General features: G+C 65.6%; 11 protein-coding genes and 1 pseudogene. 3 read left to right on the forward strand and 9 right to left on the reverse strand.

Annotation, left to right across the window (positions count from 1 at the left end):
- Positions 1–313: 313 nt before the first annotated feature.
- On the reverse strand, positions 314–1720 hold the full coding sequence (locus RQI43_RS15855) for a UdgX family uracil-DNA binding protein (protein ID WP_311275833.1): 1407 nt from the start codon (positions 1718–1720) through the stop codon (positions 314–316).
- Positions 1721–1850: 130 nt separating this feature from the next.
- Here RQI43_RS15855 and RQI43_RS15860 point away from each other — a divergent pair.
- Together RQI43_RS15860 and RQI43_RS15865 are read left to right on the forward strand one after the other, a co-directional pair.
- Positions 1851–3314: pseudogene (locus RQI43_RS15860) on the forward strand (cisplatin damage response ATP-dependent DNA ligase); the annotation flags it as partial.
- Positions 3311–3787, forward strand: coding sequence for a secondary thiamine-phosphate synthase enzyme YjbQ (locus tag RQI43_RS15865; RefSeq protein WP_311275762.1), 477 nt, complete (start codon positions 3311–3313; stop codon positions 3785–3787). The pseudogene RQI43_RS15860 and the gene RQI43_RS15865, both read left to right, overlap by 4 nt.
- Positions 3788–3830: 43 nt before the next feature.
- Here RQI43_RS15865 and RQI43_RS15870 read toward each other — a convergent pair whose 3' ends face one another.
- The 4 genes from RQI43_RS15870 to RQI43_RS15885 form a co-directional block, all read right to left on the reverse strand.
- On the reverse strand, positions 3831–4394 hold the full coding sequence (locus RQI43_RS15870) for a response regulator transcription factor (protein WP_156467629.1): 564 nt from the start codon (positions 4392–4394) through the stop codon (positions 3831–3833).
- A 784-nt stretch (positions 4395–5178) separates the two neighbouring features.
- Positions 5179–6528: an O-antigen ligase family protein gene (locus tag RQI43_RS15875; RefSeq protein ID WP_311275763.1), complete on the reverse strand. Its 1350-nt coding sequence runs from the start codon at positions 6526–6528 to the stop codon at positions 5179–5181.
- Between the two features lie 253 nt (positions 6529–6781).
- The gene (locus RQI43_RS15880) at positions 6782–7957 is read right to left on the reverse strand and encodes a glycosyltransferase (RefSeq protein ID WP_311275764.1); all 1176 of its coding nucleotides are present in this window, start codon (positions 7955–7957) and stop codon (positions 6782–6784) included.
- 64 nt (positions 7958–8021) lie between these two features.
- Positions 8022–9008, reverse strand: coding sequence for an NAD-dependent epimerase/dehydratase family protein (locus tag RQI43_RS15885; protein WP_056422446.1), 987 nt, complete (start codon positions 9006–9008; stop codon positions 8022–8024).
- Between the two features lie 722 nt (positions 9009–9730).
- Here RQI43_RS15885 and RQI43_RS15890 point away from each other — a divergent pair.
- Complete coding sequence (locus RQI43_RS15890) at positions 9731–11122, forward strand: UDP-glucose/GDP-mannose dehydrogenase family protein (RefSeq protein WP_056422443.1); 1392 nt, start codon at positions 9731–9733, stop codon at positions 11120–11122.
- Positions 11123–11411: 289 nt separating this feature from the next.
- Here RQI43_RS15890 and RQI43_RS15895 read toward each other — a convergent pair whose 3' ends face one another.
- The 4 genes from RQI43_RS15895 to RQI43_RS15910 form a co-directional block, all read right to left on the reverse strand.
- Positions 11412–12569, reverse strand: a complete 1158-nt coding sequence (locus RQI43_RS15895) for a DegT/DnrJ/EryC1/StrS aminotransferase family protein (protein ID WP_311275765.1) — start codon at positions 12567–12569, stop codon at positions 11412–11414.
- Positions 12550–13785, reverse strand: a complete 1236-nt coding sequence (locus tag RQI43_RS15900) for a glycosyltransferase family 4 protein (protein ID WP_244478198.1) — start codon at positions 13783–13785, stop codon at positions 12550–12552. The genes RQI43_RS15895 and RQI43_RS15900 overlap by 20 nt, the downstream gene beginning before the upstream one ends.
- A 123-nt stretch (positions 13786–13908) precedes the next feature.
- Positions 13909–15000, reverse strand: coding sequence for an NAD(P)-dependent oxidoreductase (locus RQI43_RS15905; protein ID WP_082470605.1), 1092 nt, complete (start codon positions 14998–15000; stop codon positions 13909–13911).
- Positions 15001–15613: 613 nt separating this feature from the next.
- Entirely contained in the window at positions 15614–16297 is a 684-nt protein-coding gene (locus RQI43_RS15910; RefSeq protein WP_056454656.1) for a response regulator transcription factor, read from the reverse strand.
- Positions 16298–16575 lie beyond the last annotated feature (278 nt).

The raw sequence follows: 16575 nt of genomic DNA on the forward strand, positions 1-16575 counted from the left end.
AGGGATGAGGAGGCAAGATCTTTTGGTCAGTAAGATCTTTTGGTCGGCAAGGTCTCTTGATCGGTATGTCCTGATCCCGCATCGCGTCATGCTGCCGATCGTCGGGTGACGGTCCGGCACGCCATGCTCTGGCTGGGTCGCTGCGTGACGTCCAGTCGGGCGGACGATCCTTCTTCCGGGGTCGCTACGGTCATCAGACTTTTCTATCCTACCCGAGGCATCTCAGGCGGACCCGTGACACCCGAATGCGCAGGTCGTACCCGCAGCTAGGGGAAGGTCATCGATCGTAGCGCCGGATCCCATGGCCAAGCCGCTATCCTCCCAATGTGCGCGCCAGATCCCCGACCCGTTTCAGGTCGGCCACGAAGGCTGCGTAAGCGTCTTCCTTGGCTTCGTCGGGGAGGCGCAGGAGGTAGGAGGGGTGCACGGTGATGAAGCCCTCATAGGGCTTGCCGAAAGAAGCCGGGCCACGGGCGCGGGTGATCGGGATCGCCTTGCCCGTCAGGGCCAGGACGGCGGTGGCGCCGAGGGCCACGACGAGTTTGGGGGCCACGAAATCCAGCTCCCGGTCGAGCCACCAGCGGTAATGGCTGACCTCGCCGGCAGTGGGCTTCTGGTGGATGCGGCGCTTGCCGCGCTCCTCGAACTTGAAATGCTTGACCGCATTGGTGAGGTAGGCCGCGTTCCGCTGAATGCCCGCATCCGCCATGGCGCGGGACAGGAGCTGCCCGGCCGGTCCAACGAAGGGGCGGCCCTGCCGATCCTCCTGGTCGCCCGGCTGCTCGCCGACGAAGGCGATGTCGGCATGGGGAGGGCCTTCGCCGAGGACGGCCTGGGTCGCACCCGGCACCAGGGGCTCCGAGCGCCGGATGATGGCGTTGAGCTCCTCCAGGGAGGTGGGATCCTGGTCGGACATGGCGGCGACGGCCTTGGCGGGGTTACGCTTGGTCGGCATCTGCGGCTCCCGTTCGATCATGGCTTCCGTGCGGGCTGAGGCGGCGCGGACGAGGCCGGGAATCGCTGCTGTTTCCGGCATGTTGCGCCAATACTTCTTCGGCATTTCCGCCCGCATGGCGGCAAGGTTGGTGCGGGCGGGGTTGAAGGTGCTCTCATAATAATCGCGCCAGCCGGCCTCGAACCCGTCGGCCTCGGGCGCATCCTCGCGTCGTCCAGGCGGGCCGAAGGTCAGGGTCTCCCCATCCCAGTGGGCGGAGCCGTCCGGCGTGAGGATCGTCCAGTGCAACGACCGGAAACGCGAGACGAAGAACGTGGTTGCCGCCTCCAGGATGTGATGGTCCGGCTCGAACCAGGCGACGAAGCGCTCGACACCGTCGGCCTCAGTCCGCCGGAACCGCAGGAAGGCGTGCATCTTGTGCAGGTCACGGGCGATGGCCTTGCGCATCCGGTCGAGCCGATGGACCAGCGGGTCGCTTCCCACCTCCAGCAGGCCGCGCTCGCCGTGCGTGATGCGCCAGATCAAGGTGTAGAGCAGGGCGTAGCGCTCGGGGTCGCGGTGCGGGACGACCATGCGGATCAGGTCGGCCACCGCGCGCGGCAGGCTTAGGGGCGCATCGGAGCCGGATTCCGGCTGGGAGACCTGTCCGAACAGGCCGGGGGCCTGCCCGATGGACCAGACTACTCTATCGGGCGGGACCGATGCGGCGGCGAGCCGGCGCGCTGCGGTGCGGAACCCGTCGAGATCGGCACCCTCGTGGAGGATGACCGTTTGGAGTGATCCACCCGACCTTGCCCCCTCCGCGGGGGAGGGTGGCCCTCGCGTGAGCGAGGGTCGGGAGAGGGGAGCGCCATCTCCGGAAAGGTCGTCCCCTCTCCCGCCTGCTCCGCAGGCACCCTCCCCCGCAGAGGGGGGAGGGGATGCAGCAGCGGCCGGTCCGGGCCACAACAACCCGCCCCCGCACATCCCGACCCTCTCGGAAGTGGTCGAGACCCTCGCCACCGTGAAGAAATCCGACCTGCCGGCCCATATTGCCGGCTGGCTCGACGCGCTCGACGAGACCGGGCGCTGGGCGCTGTTGAAGCTCATAACCGGGGCGCTTCGCGTGGGCGTCTCCGCCCGCCTCGCCAAGACGGCGGTGGGGGCGCTCGGCGGCCACGAGGCCGATGCGGTGGAGGAGGTCTGGCACGGGCTGGAGCCGCCGTATCTCGGCCTGTTCGCCTGGGTCGAGGGGAGGGGGGAGCGCCCCACCACCCTCAACCCCGCGCCGTTCCGCCCGCCGATGCTCTCCCACCCGATCGACGAGGAGGCGGACTTCGCGAAACTCGATCCGGCCGCCTTCTCGGGCGAGTGGAAATGGGACGGCATCCGCGTCCAACTCGCCGGGGGGCGCGACGAGGCCGGGCAGCAGGTGGCGCGGGTCTATTCGCGCACCGGCGAGGACATTACCGGCGCCTTCCCCGATCTCGCCGAGGCGATCACCTTCTCGGGCACGATCGACGGCGAATTGCTGATCCTGCGCGAGAGCCGCGTGCAGAGCTTCAACGTGCTGCAGCAGCGCCTCAACCGGAAGGCCGTCACGCCCAAGCTGCTGGAGGAATTTCCGGCCCATGTGCGGGCCTACGACCTCCTCACGGCGGAGGGCGAGGATCTTCGCCCGCTGCCCTTCGCGACCCGCCGCGCGCGGCTCGAGGGTTTCGTCGCCGCCCTGGATCACGCCCGCATCGATCTCTCGCCGCTGGTGACGTTCGAGACCTGGGACGACCTCGCCGAGGCTCGCGCCGATCCCGCGAGCGTGGGGGCGGGCGAGGATGCCGACGCCATCGAGGGGGTGATGCTGAAGCTGCGCGACAGCCCCTATCTGCCCGGCCGCCCCAAGGGGCCGTGGTGGAAGTGGAAGCGCGAGCCGCATCTCGTCGACGCCGTGATGATGTATGCCCAGCGCGGCCACGGGAAGCGCTCGTCCTTCTACTCGGACTACACGTTCGGGGTCTGGCGCGAGCGGCCGGAGGGTGGGCGAGAACTGGTGCCTGTGGGCAAGGCCTATCACGGCTTCACCGATGCGGAACTGGCCAAGCTCGACCGCTTCGTCCGCAACCACACGACCAAACGCTTCGGCCCCGTGCGCGAGGTCGCCTATGGGCCGGAGGAGGGCCTCGTCCTGGAGATCGCCTTCGAGGGCGTGCAGCGCTCCACCCGGCACAAATCCGGCGTCGCCATGCGCTTCCCCCGCGTCCACCGCATCCGCTGGGACAAGCCGGCCGCCGAGGCGGACGGGATCGGAATTCTGGAGACCATCCTGGCGCGCGGCGAGCGGGAAATCGCGCCGGGCGCATCGATCGACGAGGAGGCATCATGACGGCTGCAGGCAGGATCGGCGGGATCGAAGGTTTTCAGGAGGGCGAGATCCGGCGCCAGGCCAGCGCCCGCTTCACCGTCTCGACGCGGGGCCAGGGCTTCACCGATGTCACGGCGGCGGTGGCCGATTTCCTCGCGCGCAGCGGTATCGAACAGGGCCTGCTCACGCTCTTCTGCCGGCACACCTCGGCCTCCCTGACGATCCAGGAGAATGCCGATCCCGACGTTCAGAGCGACCTGATGACGGCCCTGGACGGGCTCGCCCCGCGCCATCCCGGTGGCGGCTACATCCATTCGGCGGAAGGCCCCGACGACATGCCGGCGCATATCCGCACCCTGCTCACGGATTCGGGCCTGACGATTCCCGTCATCGACGGACGTCTCGTCCTCGGCACGTGGCAGGGCATCTATCTCATCGAACACCGCGACCGGCCGCACCGGCGCGACATCGTCCTGCACGTCGCCGGCGCATAGGCGACCGGCGGCGCGCCGTCATCGGGCGCGCCGCCGGTCCGGGTCACGCGGCCCGGCCGTTCCGGCGGCAGCCGACCGTCGGGGTGCCGTGTTTCGAAACCCAGACCGCCGCCTGGGTCCGGTTGCTGACATTGATCTTTCTCAAGACGTTCTTGACGTGGATCTTCACCGTCGCCTCGGAGATCCGCAATTCCCGGGCGATCGACTTGTTGGAATGCCCGGTCGACAAGCAGGCGAGGACTTCGATCTCGCGATGCGAGAGATCCGATGCCGCTGCGGGCGCCGTCTCTACGCCCTTGGCGAACCGCATGAGAGCCGGCCTCGGGAAGCCGTTGCTGCCCCCGGTCAGGTGCGAGGCGGCACCGATGGAGATCACGATGTTGCCGCCCATCACGACGTTCAGCGATCGGATCAAGGCGATCGGCTGCGCGCTCCGGTTCAGGCAGGCCTGGATGCCCCGCTGCAGCAGGTACCGCGGCACCGCCGGATCGGTCTCGGCCGTCAGGGCGACGATCCGGGCCGTGGGAAAGTGGGATTGCACCAGGGGAACCAGCGCTCCCTCGATCTCATCCTGGCCGAACTCGCTCAGGATGATCAGCTCCGGCATGTATCCGATCTGTAGATCTGCAATATCGTCTATCGAATCGAGGACTGAATATCCGTTCTGGTTCAATATTCCAACGAGACCGTCCCGTTCGAGCCCTCTCGGACCAATGACGATGGCGGGTATGGCCGTGGTCGCAGAGGTCAGACTATCCGGTCCGACGATCATGCTGGGAAGGAAATCGGATTGGGGAGGCTCGGAAGAAGCAGTGATACTGAGTGGCATCGGGCTAACTCCAATGAAGACTTGGAAATAGATGGCATGGCCATCGCTCTGCCGGCATGAATGAAATGCCGCCGTATGAACGTCGCACTGTCGTCCTGCTGCGAAGGCGAGACGCAGTCTCATAGCAGTCGATCGAAAATCGGGTCGTCGTGCTGAGCAGTTGATCGTTATGAAACAAATGTTATTATTTCAGGTTACAAATATCCGCGGATCGTCGTTGCCCCCTTCCTCAGTGTCGAATTCCATGACGATTGAATAACATGGAGGCATCGCGTGCAACAAGGAAAAATGAACACTTCAAATCTGCCGCATCGAGTGCGTATGACTGCCTGTAGGTCAATGATTCCGCGCTCGCTGAAGTCTCGATTTCAGCAAGCCTCGGGTGGTAAAACGCTCTTGCACGTAGGCGTGGAAGCCGAAACCGACGTCTTGGAGCGGCCCCCGTCATCCCGGCCTCCGAAGCCTGGAACAGTCGAGACCTGCGAAAGGCCGTACCGTGGTATGACTACTTAGATCCGGTCCGAACCAGGGATTGTCCAAGGTTAGAGCAGGTTACCGGCCCTCATGGACCGGCGCGATCCTCGCCGTGCCGAAAGCTGCGCCCGAGGGGGGAGCGGAAGATCATGCTGGCGCCGATGCCGAAGCCGAAGACGCACCAGAACCAGATCCCCAGCATCGGTCCTTCGAGCGCCACGTCGAAACACGCGTCCACGAACATGCCGAGGCCGTAGCAGCCGATCCAGATGAACAGCTTGGCCCAATGCTCCTCCCCGCGCCGGCGGGCCCAGAGCAGGCTGTGGAACAGCATCGTGAACCAGGTCGCCAGCACGCCGAGCCACAGCACGAGGCCAGGGACGCCCGAGCGCGCCAGATAGGTCATGTTGACGTTGTGGGGGCTGCGCAGCACCGCGTCGGCCGTCACCCATTGCTTGTAGCCGTCCTCGAGGGCGATGTTCACGCCGAAGCCCTTGCCCGTCCAGAAATACGGCCCGCGCAACGTGTAATCCTGGATCGTCGCCCACCAGCGCAGGCGGAACTCCTTCGTCGCCTCGAAATTCGAGGCCTCGCTGACGCCGACCACGCTCTTCAGGCCCTCGACGATCTGCTTGGGTCCGGTCGCCCGCTCGTTGCCGGGAAGCTGGACGCTGAGATCGAACAGCGTCGCGATGATCGCGGCGACGAAAAACACCAGGACGATGGGCATGAACTGCCGCAGCCGCCGCCCGGCGATGGCCGCGACCACCACCGGCGCGAGGCAGGTCAGCATGGCGCCGCGGCTCGAGGTGACGACGATCATGCTCGCCATCAGCACGGCGATCCAAAGGCGCGAGAAGCGGCCGAGCCCCAGCAGGACGAAGACGGCGATGGCCGCGAGGTGGCTGGCGGCCTCGCCGGCCCGGACGCTGGGGATCTGGATCTCGGTGCCGGGGATCTTCAGGAACGCCGAACTCAGGCCGTACACGATGCCGCCGGCCAGGGCATAGAACCGCGCGAACCGGCCATAGGCGTCCATGGCTCGCCCGAACCGGCCGGGTTCCTCCAGCAGCAGGGCGACGACGATCAGGGCGAACAGGCCGTAGAGGGCCAGCACGCTGTCCCGGGGGGCGTCCATCCCGTAGGGGCCCAGATACGGCACGGTCCGGTAGAGGACCCAGCCCATCAGGACGATGAGCATCCGGCTCGCCGGCGTCGCCAGGATGGCGAGCCAGCAACCGGACCGCAGCAGCGCGATGAGCCCCCCGGCCAGGGCCATCTCGCCGACGAAGAGCGGCGGGATTCCCAGATAGGCGAAAGTCTTCCCCAGCACCGCGTAGCCCAGGAGCACGATGACGAGGGCGCGGGAGTAGCGCTCGTTGAAGTCGTCGGCGGCCCGGCCGAGGGGGAGGGCGGTGTCGAGGCGGGACTGGATCACGCGGGCGACTTCTTTAGAGGGGGCGGGACTTATGTCGGCACTCTCAGGGTCGTTCGATTGGATGGTTCGGCCGGTTCACTTGGCAAAATCCATCATCCCACCGGATCACCTCATCCTGAGGTGCCCTTTGCTTCGGCAAAGGGCCTCGAAGGAGCGCTCCAGTCTGCTCAGTGGGTTCTGGAGCCCTCCTTCGAGGCCGCTACGCGGCACCTCAGGATGAGGTCGAGCCTCGGAAAACGGTTCAAAGAGGCTTCTAGACCGCGATCGGCATCGTCCGGTGCGAGTCCATCGCCTCGGCGTAGATCCCCAGGAGCTGGTTCGTGGTGACGGTCTCGCTCCAGCAGGTTTCGTATTTCAGCCGTGCCGCCCGGCTCATGCGCTCGGACGCGGCACGATCTGACAGGACCCGCGTCATGGCGCGGGCGAGATCGGCGGCGTCGCCCGGGGCGGCGTGCAGGCCGGTCACCTCGTCCGAGACGATCTCGGCCAGCGAGCCGATCCGCGACGCGATCACCGGCAGGCCCATGGCGAAGGCTTCGACCACCACCATCGGCAATCCCTCGTACCAGAGCGAGGGGACGATCAGGGCCCTTGCCCCCCTCATCGCGGCGCGAACCTGCGCGGGGGTGACCTGGCCCCGGTCGTCGAGATCGGGCGAGGCGGCGACCTGCGCGGCCAGCGGCCCCGTTCCGATGACCGTGACCCTGCAGCCGGCGATCCTGGCCGCGGCATCGAGGGTCTCGACGCCCTTCTCGGTGGTGAGGCGTCCCACGAACAGTAATCCCTCCCGCGCGTCTGCCGAGACCGGGCCGGGATCGGCGAGCCCGTTCGCCTTCACGGCGATGCGGTGTCCGGGCAGGCCCGCCGCGATGAACCGGCCGCGCTCGAACTCGGTCAGCGCGATGAACCGGTCGACATGGTTCGCCCAGGTGCCGGTCTGCCTGTGATGCTGGATGGACCGCGCCACCGCGAGCGATCCGAGCCGGGAATCCCGGTAGCACCGGTGCAGCACCGCGTTGTAGGCGGAGCCGCCGACGCAGACCTCGCAGGGCGAGCCGTTCCGCGTCAGCATCGCGTTGGCGCACATGATCCGGTAATTGTGCAGCGTCTGGATCGTGGGCGTTCCCGTCTTGCGGACGGCCACATGCACCATCGGCGAGATCAACGGGAAGTAATTGTGGACGTGGACCACGTCCGGCCGGAAGAGATCGATCTCCTTCAGGACGAGGCCGATGTTCTTCGGTGAATTCACCGACTGGAACGCCGCGCGCAGGCGGTCGACCGGCGTGACGATGGATTTGTTGCTCAAGGTGAAGAGGCGGACGTCGCAGCCGGCCCGTTCGAGGGCGCCGATCTCCTGGGCGACGACGGAATCTTCGCCCCCGTGGAACTGGTACTCGTTGTGGACGATCAATACGCGTTTCGACATCTCGATCGCCTCACAATCGTTGCTGTGACCGCTGGTCAGTCTTCGTCCGGCCGCGGGCGCGGCGTTACTCGGCCGCCACGGAATGCAGGACCGGCTGAGCCTGCGCGATCTCTTCCTCGATCCAGCGGTAGGTCGGCACGAGCCCCTCGCGGATCATGATCTTGGGCTCCCAATCGAGAACCTTGCGGATCAGGCCGTTGTCGCTGTTGCGCCCACGCACGCCCTGCGGCTTCGTCAGGTCGTGGCGCTTGGTGATCGTCTTGCCCGCGATCTCCGCCGCGATATCGACGAGGTCGTTGATGCTGATCATCTCGTCGGTGCCGAGATTGATCGGCGCGCAGTAATCGGAATGCATCAGCCGGTACAGGCCCTCGACGCAATCGTCGATATACATGAAGGAGCGGGTCTGCAGACCATCCCCCCAGACCTCGATCTCACCGCCATCGGGGCAGAGCACCACCTTGCGGGAGATCGCGGCGGGCGCCTTCTCCCGGCCGCCGTCATAGGTGCCGAGCGGACCATAGACGTTGTGGAACCGTACGGACCGGGTCGGGATCTTCCAATCCTCGGTCATGTATTGGCACATCTTCTCCATGTAGATCTTCTCGAGCCCGTAGCCTTCCTCGGGCTGGGCCGGCCAGGCGACGTCCTCGGAGAGCGGGGTGACGTCGGGCGAGAGTTGGAGATGCTGGGGATAGACGCAGGCCGAGGAAGAGAAGAGGAACTTCTCCAGGCCGCTGTAGCGCGCCGCCTCGATCATATGCGCGCTGATCAGGGTGTTGTTGAGCGTGATCTCCGCATGCGAGCCGCTGATGAAGCCGATGCCGCCCATGTCGGCCGCGAGGTGGTAGACCTCGTCCATGTCCTTGACGGCGATGGCGCAATTGTCCCGCATGCGAAGATCGACCTGCATGAAATCATGCGCGGCCGAGGCTTCGTATTGCGGGAGCTTGATGTCGGCCCCGCGGACCCAATAGCCCTTGTTGACGAGGCTTTTCACGAGATGGTGTCCGATGAAACCACCGGCCCCGGTCACAAGTATCTTTTTCATGACAGACAGCCCTTATTCAATGCGTGTCGTCAGAAGAACTGCATGATCGCCGAATGTATTGGTAGGAACCTTGAGGGTTAGATCGAACGCGCTCACGGTGTCGCGTATAGTACCCTTGCGCCGGATGTGGCGACTTGGCGGTCAGAGGTGCCGGGCAAATGTGAGCCCACGGCCTCCGCCATCCTCCGGATGCCCTGCTTGATGGGACTTCTTAGCGGATGCTCATGCCGAAGTCGCTCGTCTGCCAGAGCAGATCATCCGAGCCGACCACCTCAGGATCGGGGCTTCGATTTCTGGTCAATGGGGGTTTCGACAAGACCATGAGAAGACCACGCCGTCATTCCGGAGCCGCCTTTGGCGCCCCGGAATGACGGGCTGGGTGTCAAAACCGATGTGAACTTTCCCGCAGATCGGATGACATTAACCCAAGTTCGGATCTCTGACCTCAGGATGAGGTCGTGCCTTGGAACAACAACGCGAAGAGGTCCTGAATTCCGTCCCGCGCGGACCCTGTCGGGCCACCGAATCGGGATGACGAAATGTCGGATCGCGTGTTCGCCATCAATCATTATCGCCGATCCTGTAGCTTTCGGACTAGTTTCCGACCACTCGGAAGAGATGTTCTCCAGGACAGGATGATATTTTAAGGTTGTCGCTTGCGGCGGTTGCTGTTCCAAACCCGTGACCGCCTTTGCTCATCTGAATGATCCATGGAGGCTGGAATGCGGGTGGCGGTCATCGGCGTCGGATATGTCGGTCTCGTATCCGGGGCGTGCTTTGCCGAATTCGGGCATCATGTGCATTGCGTCGACAAGGATCCGCAGCGGATCGCCGCCCTGCGCGCGGGTCGCATGCCGATCTACGAGCCGCATCTCGACGCGCTCGTCGCCAACAACGTCGCCGCCGGGCGCCTGAGCTTCGGCACCGATCTCGCCGAGGCGGTGGGCGACGCGGAAGTCGTGTTCATCGCCGTCGGCACGCCCGCCCGGCGCGGCGATGGCCATGCCGACCTCGCCCATGTCTTCGCCTGTGCCCGCGACATCGCGCAAGCGATCCGGGGTTATACCGTGGTGGTGACGAAATCGACCGTCCCGGTGGGCACGGGGGACCGGGTCGAGCACATCATGCGCCTCGTCCAGCCACAGGGCGCCTTCGCCGTCGTCTCGAACCCCGAATTCCTGCGCGAGGGCGCGGCCATCGCGGATTTCCAGCATCCCGACCGGATCGTCATCGGCACCCAGGACGAGCGGGCGAGGGCGATCATGACCAACCTCTACCGGCCCCTGGCGGAGGCGGCGGTGCCGCTGTTCTTCACCACCCGGCGCACCGCCGAGCTGGTGAAATACGCGGCCAACGCCTTCCTCGCCATGAAGATCGGCTTCGTCAACGAAATGGCCGATCTGTGCGAGCGGGCGGATGCCGATGTGGAAGGGGTCTCCTACGGGATCGGCCTCGACCGGCGGATCGGCGCGCAGTTCCTCCAGCCGGGTCCGGGCTTCGGCGGCTCGTGCTTTCCCAAGGACATCCAGGCGCTGATCAAATCGGCGCAGGATTACGGCGTCCCCTCCCGGATCATCGAGACAGTGGCGGCCGCCAACGAGCAGCGCAAGCGATTGATGGCGCGGCGGCTCATCAAGGCCTGCGGCGGCTCCGTCAGGGGGCTGACCATCGCGGTGCTCGGCCTCACCTTCAAGGCGAATACCGACGACACCCGCGAGGCGCCGGCCACCTCCATCATCACCGCCCTCCAGGACGAAGGCGCCGAGGTGCGGGCCTATGACCCCCAGGGGATGGACCAGGCGAGGGCGCTCATGCCCGACATCGCCTACGCCACCGACCCCTATTCCTGCGTGGCCGGCGCCCATGCCGTGGCGATCGTGACGGAATGGAGCGTGTTCCGCACCCTCGACCTCGCCCGTCTCCGGGCCCGCATGGCGGGGTCGGTCCTCGTCGATTACCGCAACATCATCCCGGTGGCGGAGGCGACGGAGGCCGGTTTCCGCCATGTGGGAATCGGCCGGCGCAGCGTCACGGCGGAGCGCCCGGTGCCACGGATCGACCTGACGCAGCCGCAGGGAGCGGTGCTGCCGGAACTCGCCATCGCTGCGGGGTAATCCAGCGAGGGCATGGACCGAGCGAAAGCCGCCCCGCGACTGGGGGGCGGCTTTCGTGTGTCGGTTCTACTTGGGGGGTACTTGGGGAAGTCTGTATCGTTGCAAAACCACGGATCTTCCCGCCCTCTCACCTCATCCTGAGGCGCGCTTTGCGCAAGCAAAGGGCCTCGAAGGAGCCCTCCAGCTCGCTGAGCGAGTGTTGGAGCCCTCCTTCGAGGCCGCTTCGCGGCGCCTCAGGGTGAGGTAAGGGGTTGGAAAGACGGAAGAACAGGTTTTGGTGGGAACCTATTCACCGTCCGGTCGCGGTCCTCAGGGCGGGCTTCGGCCAGAACGCGGAGGCCTGGGCCAGCACGGTCTCGATCACCTCGTCCTGCTCGTCGATGCGCAGATCCGGGAAGAGCGGCAGCGAGAGCGTGCCCTCGCCCCATTCCTGCGCCACGGGCAGGGACGATGCTTCCGGCACGTCGCGGTAGAGGGTCAGCGTGGGCACGCTGCGGTAATTCACCGTCGTGCCGATGCGGGCCTCGCCCAGCGCCCGGAGCATGTCGTCGCGGCGCCCGTCGGGCACGTGGATCGGGAACAGGTGCCGCGCCGAGACCACGCCCGGCTCCATGGCCGGCCAGGTGAACGGGGTGCCGGCGAGCGCGCTCTCGTAGCGCCGGCTCAAGGCCTCGCGCCGGGCGCACTGAACCTCCACCTGATCGATCTGGGGCGCGAGCAGGACGGCCAGCAGGTCCGGCAGGTTGGCCTTGGTGCCGAGGCGGTCGATGTCCCAATGGTTGTAGGTCCCGCCCTGGAAACGCTGGGCCGCGCCGGCGGACATCCCGTGCAGCACCGTCTGGACCAGGGTCCGGGCGAGGACCGGATCGCGGGTGACGACGGCGCCGCCCTCGCCGCAGGTCACGTTCTTCGTGGCGTAGAAGGAGAAGATCGCCGCGTCGCCGTCCTGCCCCGGCCGGCGCCCGTTGCGGCTGCCCTCGAAGCAATGGGCCGCGTCCTCGATGATCCGGATCGAGGAGGGGATCGCCGCCCGCAGAGCCGGGATGTCCACCATCTGGCCGTAGAGATGGACGGGGATGATCGCCCGCGTCCGCTCCGTCACGGCCGCCGCCGCGAGACCCAGGTCGATGAGGAGCGTGTTCGGGTCGCTGTCGACGAAGACCGGCGTCGCGCCGACGAGGCGCACCACGTTGGCCGTCGCCGCGAAGGTCATGGCCGGTACGATGACCTCGTCGCCGGGGCCGATCCCCATGGCGAGGAGGGTCGCCACCGCCCCTTGCGTCCAGCTCGAGGTGAGCTTGGCATGCGGCACCGCGAAGAAATCCCGCAGCAGGTCCTCCACGCGCGCGCCCTCGGGGCCGGTCGTCAGGAACGCACTGCCGAGGACCGAGGCCACCCGCACGGCGTAATCGGGCGAGAGCGCATGCCTATAGAACGGGACTGCCATCGGTTGCCTCCATGTCTTCGCTGAGAGCCGGCGATGCCGGTGTGGTTCGGTAGAGGGCGTGCAGGCGCGCCGCGACCACGGTCCAGTCGGCCGAGCATCCCATCCGGTGGGCGCCGCGCGACATCGCCCGCCATTCCGCGGAATCGAGGGAAGCGGCCCGGGCGAGCGACTGGGCCACGGCCTCGGCCGTCAGATCCTCGATGAGGAGGCCGGCGCCGTGCCGCGTCATCGCCTCGGTCATCCCCGCCTCGGCGGTGATGAGGAGCGGCACGCCGAGGATCTGGGCTTCGAGGGCCGCCGTCGGCCAGCGGTCGAGGCGCGAGGGAAAGGCGAAGAAGTCCCAAGACCGGACGATGTCGTCCCGCTCGGCCCCGTAGCGCGGCCCCTCGAAGGTCACGGCGGATTCGATGCCGAGGCGGCGGGTCGTCGCCATCAGCTCGTCTCGCTCGTCGCCGGGGCCCATGACGACGAGGCGGCCGGTGCCGCCCTGCCGCCGGTAGAGGGCGAACCCTTCGATCAGCAGGTCGAGCCCCTTGTGGAACACCGCCAGCCGGCCGCAGAAACCGAAGACCGGCGAGCCGCCGGCAGGGCCAGATGACCCGCCGGCAGGGCCGGACCTGTCGACGAATCCCGGACGCCCGCCGAGCGCGCTCGAATAGACCCCGTGGGGCACGAGGACCGACCGGGCCTTGGGCGCCAGGCGGCGGAGTTCGGCCTGTTCGAGGGCCGTGATGACGTGGACGAAGCGCGCGCCCTCCAGAACCCGCCGCTCCAGCAGCCGGACGTAGAGGGCCGTCGACGGCTTCACCAGCCGGCCGGCCCGGTCGTAGAAATGCGAGAAGCAGGCATGGAGGCTGATGACGTAGGGGATGCCGCGCCGGCGCAGCATCCGCGTCAGGGAGACCAGAAGCGGTTGGCGCGCGCCGTGGAAGTGAAAGATCGTCCGCGTGTCGGCCCCGTCGAGGAAAGCCTCGCGGGAGCGGCGCGACAGGCTGACCGTGCGGCCGAGGATCCTGAGCCCGTCCAGCGGGACATGATCCATCCGGATGCCCGCCGGCACCGTCATCCCGTTGGGATCGCGCGACAGGAACAGGATGCGGGACGCCTCGCCCGACACGGTCTGCTCCGTGACGAGGGAGCGCGTATTCTGGTGAATACCGTTGGCGAAGGAGGGATATCCCTCCTTGTTCTCGATGATGACGTGTCGGACGGACAAGGGGGAGCCACCATCCGGCCGTCGGACCGTGGACGAGGGAGGCACGTCATAGGCTCGCATGGATGTCCTCTCGGGCCGGCCGGTCGGAGATGCGGGTCCGGGCGGACGCGGACCCGTTTCGTCTCAGGCGCGCGCCGCCTCGGCGCCGGCCTCGAAGGCCGGGCGGGGAAACACGCCCGGGGTCGCGGCGATGGCCTCTTCGGCCGGGATCGGCAGGCTCAGCCGCTGGAGCGGGTCGGCGAGCAGCATCTTGTACCACTTGACCGTGTTGCAGACGGCGGTGTTTCGCAGGATCTTGGCGTCGATGGCGTTCTGGATCTCGATGACGGCATCCTCGATCCGGTGTCTCGCCCCGAAGCCAAAACTTTCCCGCGCCTTGGCGAAGCTCACATGGTAATCGCGCCGGTCGAGCCCGCAGGGCATGAACTCGATCTCGCTCGCCTTGGTGACGGTGTTCTTCACCGCGAGCGCGATGTCGACGATCTGGCGGTTGTCCCAGCCGATGTTGAAGGCCGCACCGGCGACGACGCCGGACGGGGCGCGCAGGGCGCTGAGGAAGGCGGCGGCCACATCCCGCACATGGACAACCGGACGCCATTGCGATCCGTCGCCCCCCACCGTGATGCGGCCGCGATCCAGGGCGTCGAAGGTCATCTGGTTGACGACGAGGTCGAACCGCATGCGCGGCGACAGGCCGAACACGGTGGCGTTCCTGAGCGCCGTGGCGGCGAAATGGCCGGTATTCAGGGCGAGCACCGCCTCTTCGGCCCTGGCGCAGGTCTGCGCGTAGATGGTGAGGGGCCGTAGAACCGCGTCCTCGGTGAGGAACATGTCCTGGCCGGCACCGTAGACCGCGCAGGAACTGGCGAAGAGGTAGCGGCGGACGCCGGCGCGCTTGGCGGCCATGGCGGCCCGTATCCGGCCCTTCTCGTTGATCGACCGTGTCAGCTCCGGGTCGAGGTCGCCGGACGGATCGTTCGATAAAGCGGCCAGATCGATGGCATAATCGCAATCGTCATAGGCATGATGGTCGATGAGCCTGATGTCCTGCTTGACGATCTCAAGCTTGGGGTGGCCATCATATTTCGAGAGAGCAAGGTCTCCGAAATAAAAGGCATCTATGGCTCTGACCTTGTACCCGTTCCGAAGTAATTCTCCGACCATGACGGAGCCAATGTAACCGCCGGCTCCCGTGACAGCAACTTTCGCGTTCATGATTGTCATCCATCGCAGTCTTGAGAACAATGCTTCAGTCTTGATGTTCAATTTAATGTGATGAATTTCGTAAGGCAAAAGAACAATGGGACTAGCAGCGATGGTTCGGGGTGCAGTTCAGTAATACGAAATCAAGATGCCGCGGCGCGAATGGATTAGCCGGGGGTGTTTCCTATGTGGCGCGTCTCGTCGGCGACGATCGACTGAACAAGGAGCGCTCGCGCTCGGTATCGACGCGCGTCAGCGCACGGGCCGTCCTTCGACGATTTCGGCGAGCGCATGGCCGTTCACGGGGAGCCGACCTCGCGGGAGGCGGGGTTTCCCAGGCGTGCGAGCGTGGCGGTGGTGTCGAGCGGGAGGAGCGTGAGGCCGGACGCCGAAGGCGTCGAAAGGCATCGGGCCAAGAAGGCATCGGGCCAAGTATGATTGGCCAGGGGACCGCGTAAGACGGCACGGGTCCGAAGAGAGATGTAGGACGAAAGATGAAGGACGATCTCTCTGAGACGAGAGATGGGATTAGTCTCAGCCGAATCCGCGCCTCTGCTCGGCGCGGGTCATGTCTTGCGAGATCCACCCCGTCGAACGGGATGGATCCGCCCAGATGGCGGCGCCTCTATACGGCCGCCATCCCTTCGAGCGTATCGTTGAGCGATGCCGCGCCGGGATGATGCTTGGCGAAGCTCGCTCGGTCGCCCGAGTTACAATATTTGATACCCCAAAGAGCCGCTTGTGTCCTGTTCCGTACGTTAATCTTTCGGAGGATCGCCTTCACATTACCCTTCACCCGTCCTTCGGCGATGGACAGGCGCTCGGCGATGGCGCGGTTTGAATCGCCCTTGATCAAGCAGGCGATGATACTGAGTTCCCGGTCTGACAGATGAAGTGTCTGATCCTGAGAGGGGAACGGCTCGTCGGCCTCAGGTTCCCCGCTTTCCTCCTCACCGGGAAGGGGGTCGGCCTCGGCCCCAATGCACAGATGGGGCACCACGCAGTGGTCGAGCAGGATCAGTTCCAGGGCCTGCACCAAAGTATCAGAACACGCACTGTACAAAAGAATAGCCGCCGCACCGCATTCCAGCATGGGCGCTACATGCTCGGCCTCGCAGGTCGCGCAAATGCAGATGATGAAACTGTTGGGAAAACGAAGACGAGCGTTCAAGATTTCCTCGGTCGGGGCGTTCGCCGTCGAGGGAATACTCATGATGACAATAAGGTTCGAGTCGGAAGATTCGGGTAAATCCTGGGCCTGATCGAGATTTCCGACCATGGAAATCACGTCGAACCCGCTCTTCAGCAATATGTATCGTAACCCTTCTCTGTAGAGCGCAGTTCCACCGCTGATCACGGTTGCGGGTCGCGCCGTAGATGCAAAATTGGGTCGTGGAAAGGTAGTTCCGGAAACGTGAATCATCGTCAGCCCCCCACCAATTCGTACTGATAAAGTCGACCGCTCCACTTACAAGTAATGTACAAATCGATACATTAAAGTGAGAATCTGGTATGGATCGGAACAATCTGACCGTCAATGAAAAAACGATTAAATAATCCTTTTTTGGTCATCCCATTTGATCGATA

Origin of the sequence: Methylobacterium sp. WCS2018Hpa-22 (genome assembly GCF_031843785.1) — a bacterium.
In the GTDB taxonomy this organism is placed as follows: domain Bacteria; phylum Pseudomonadota; class Alphaproteobacteria; order Rhizobiales; family Beijerinckiaceae; genus Methylobacterium.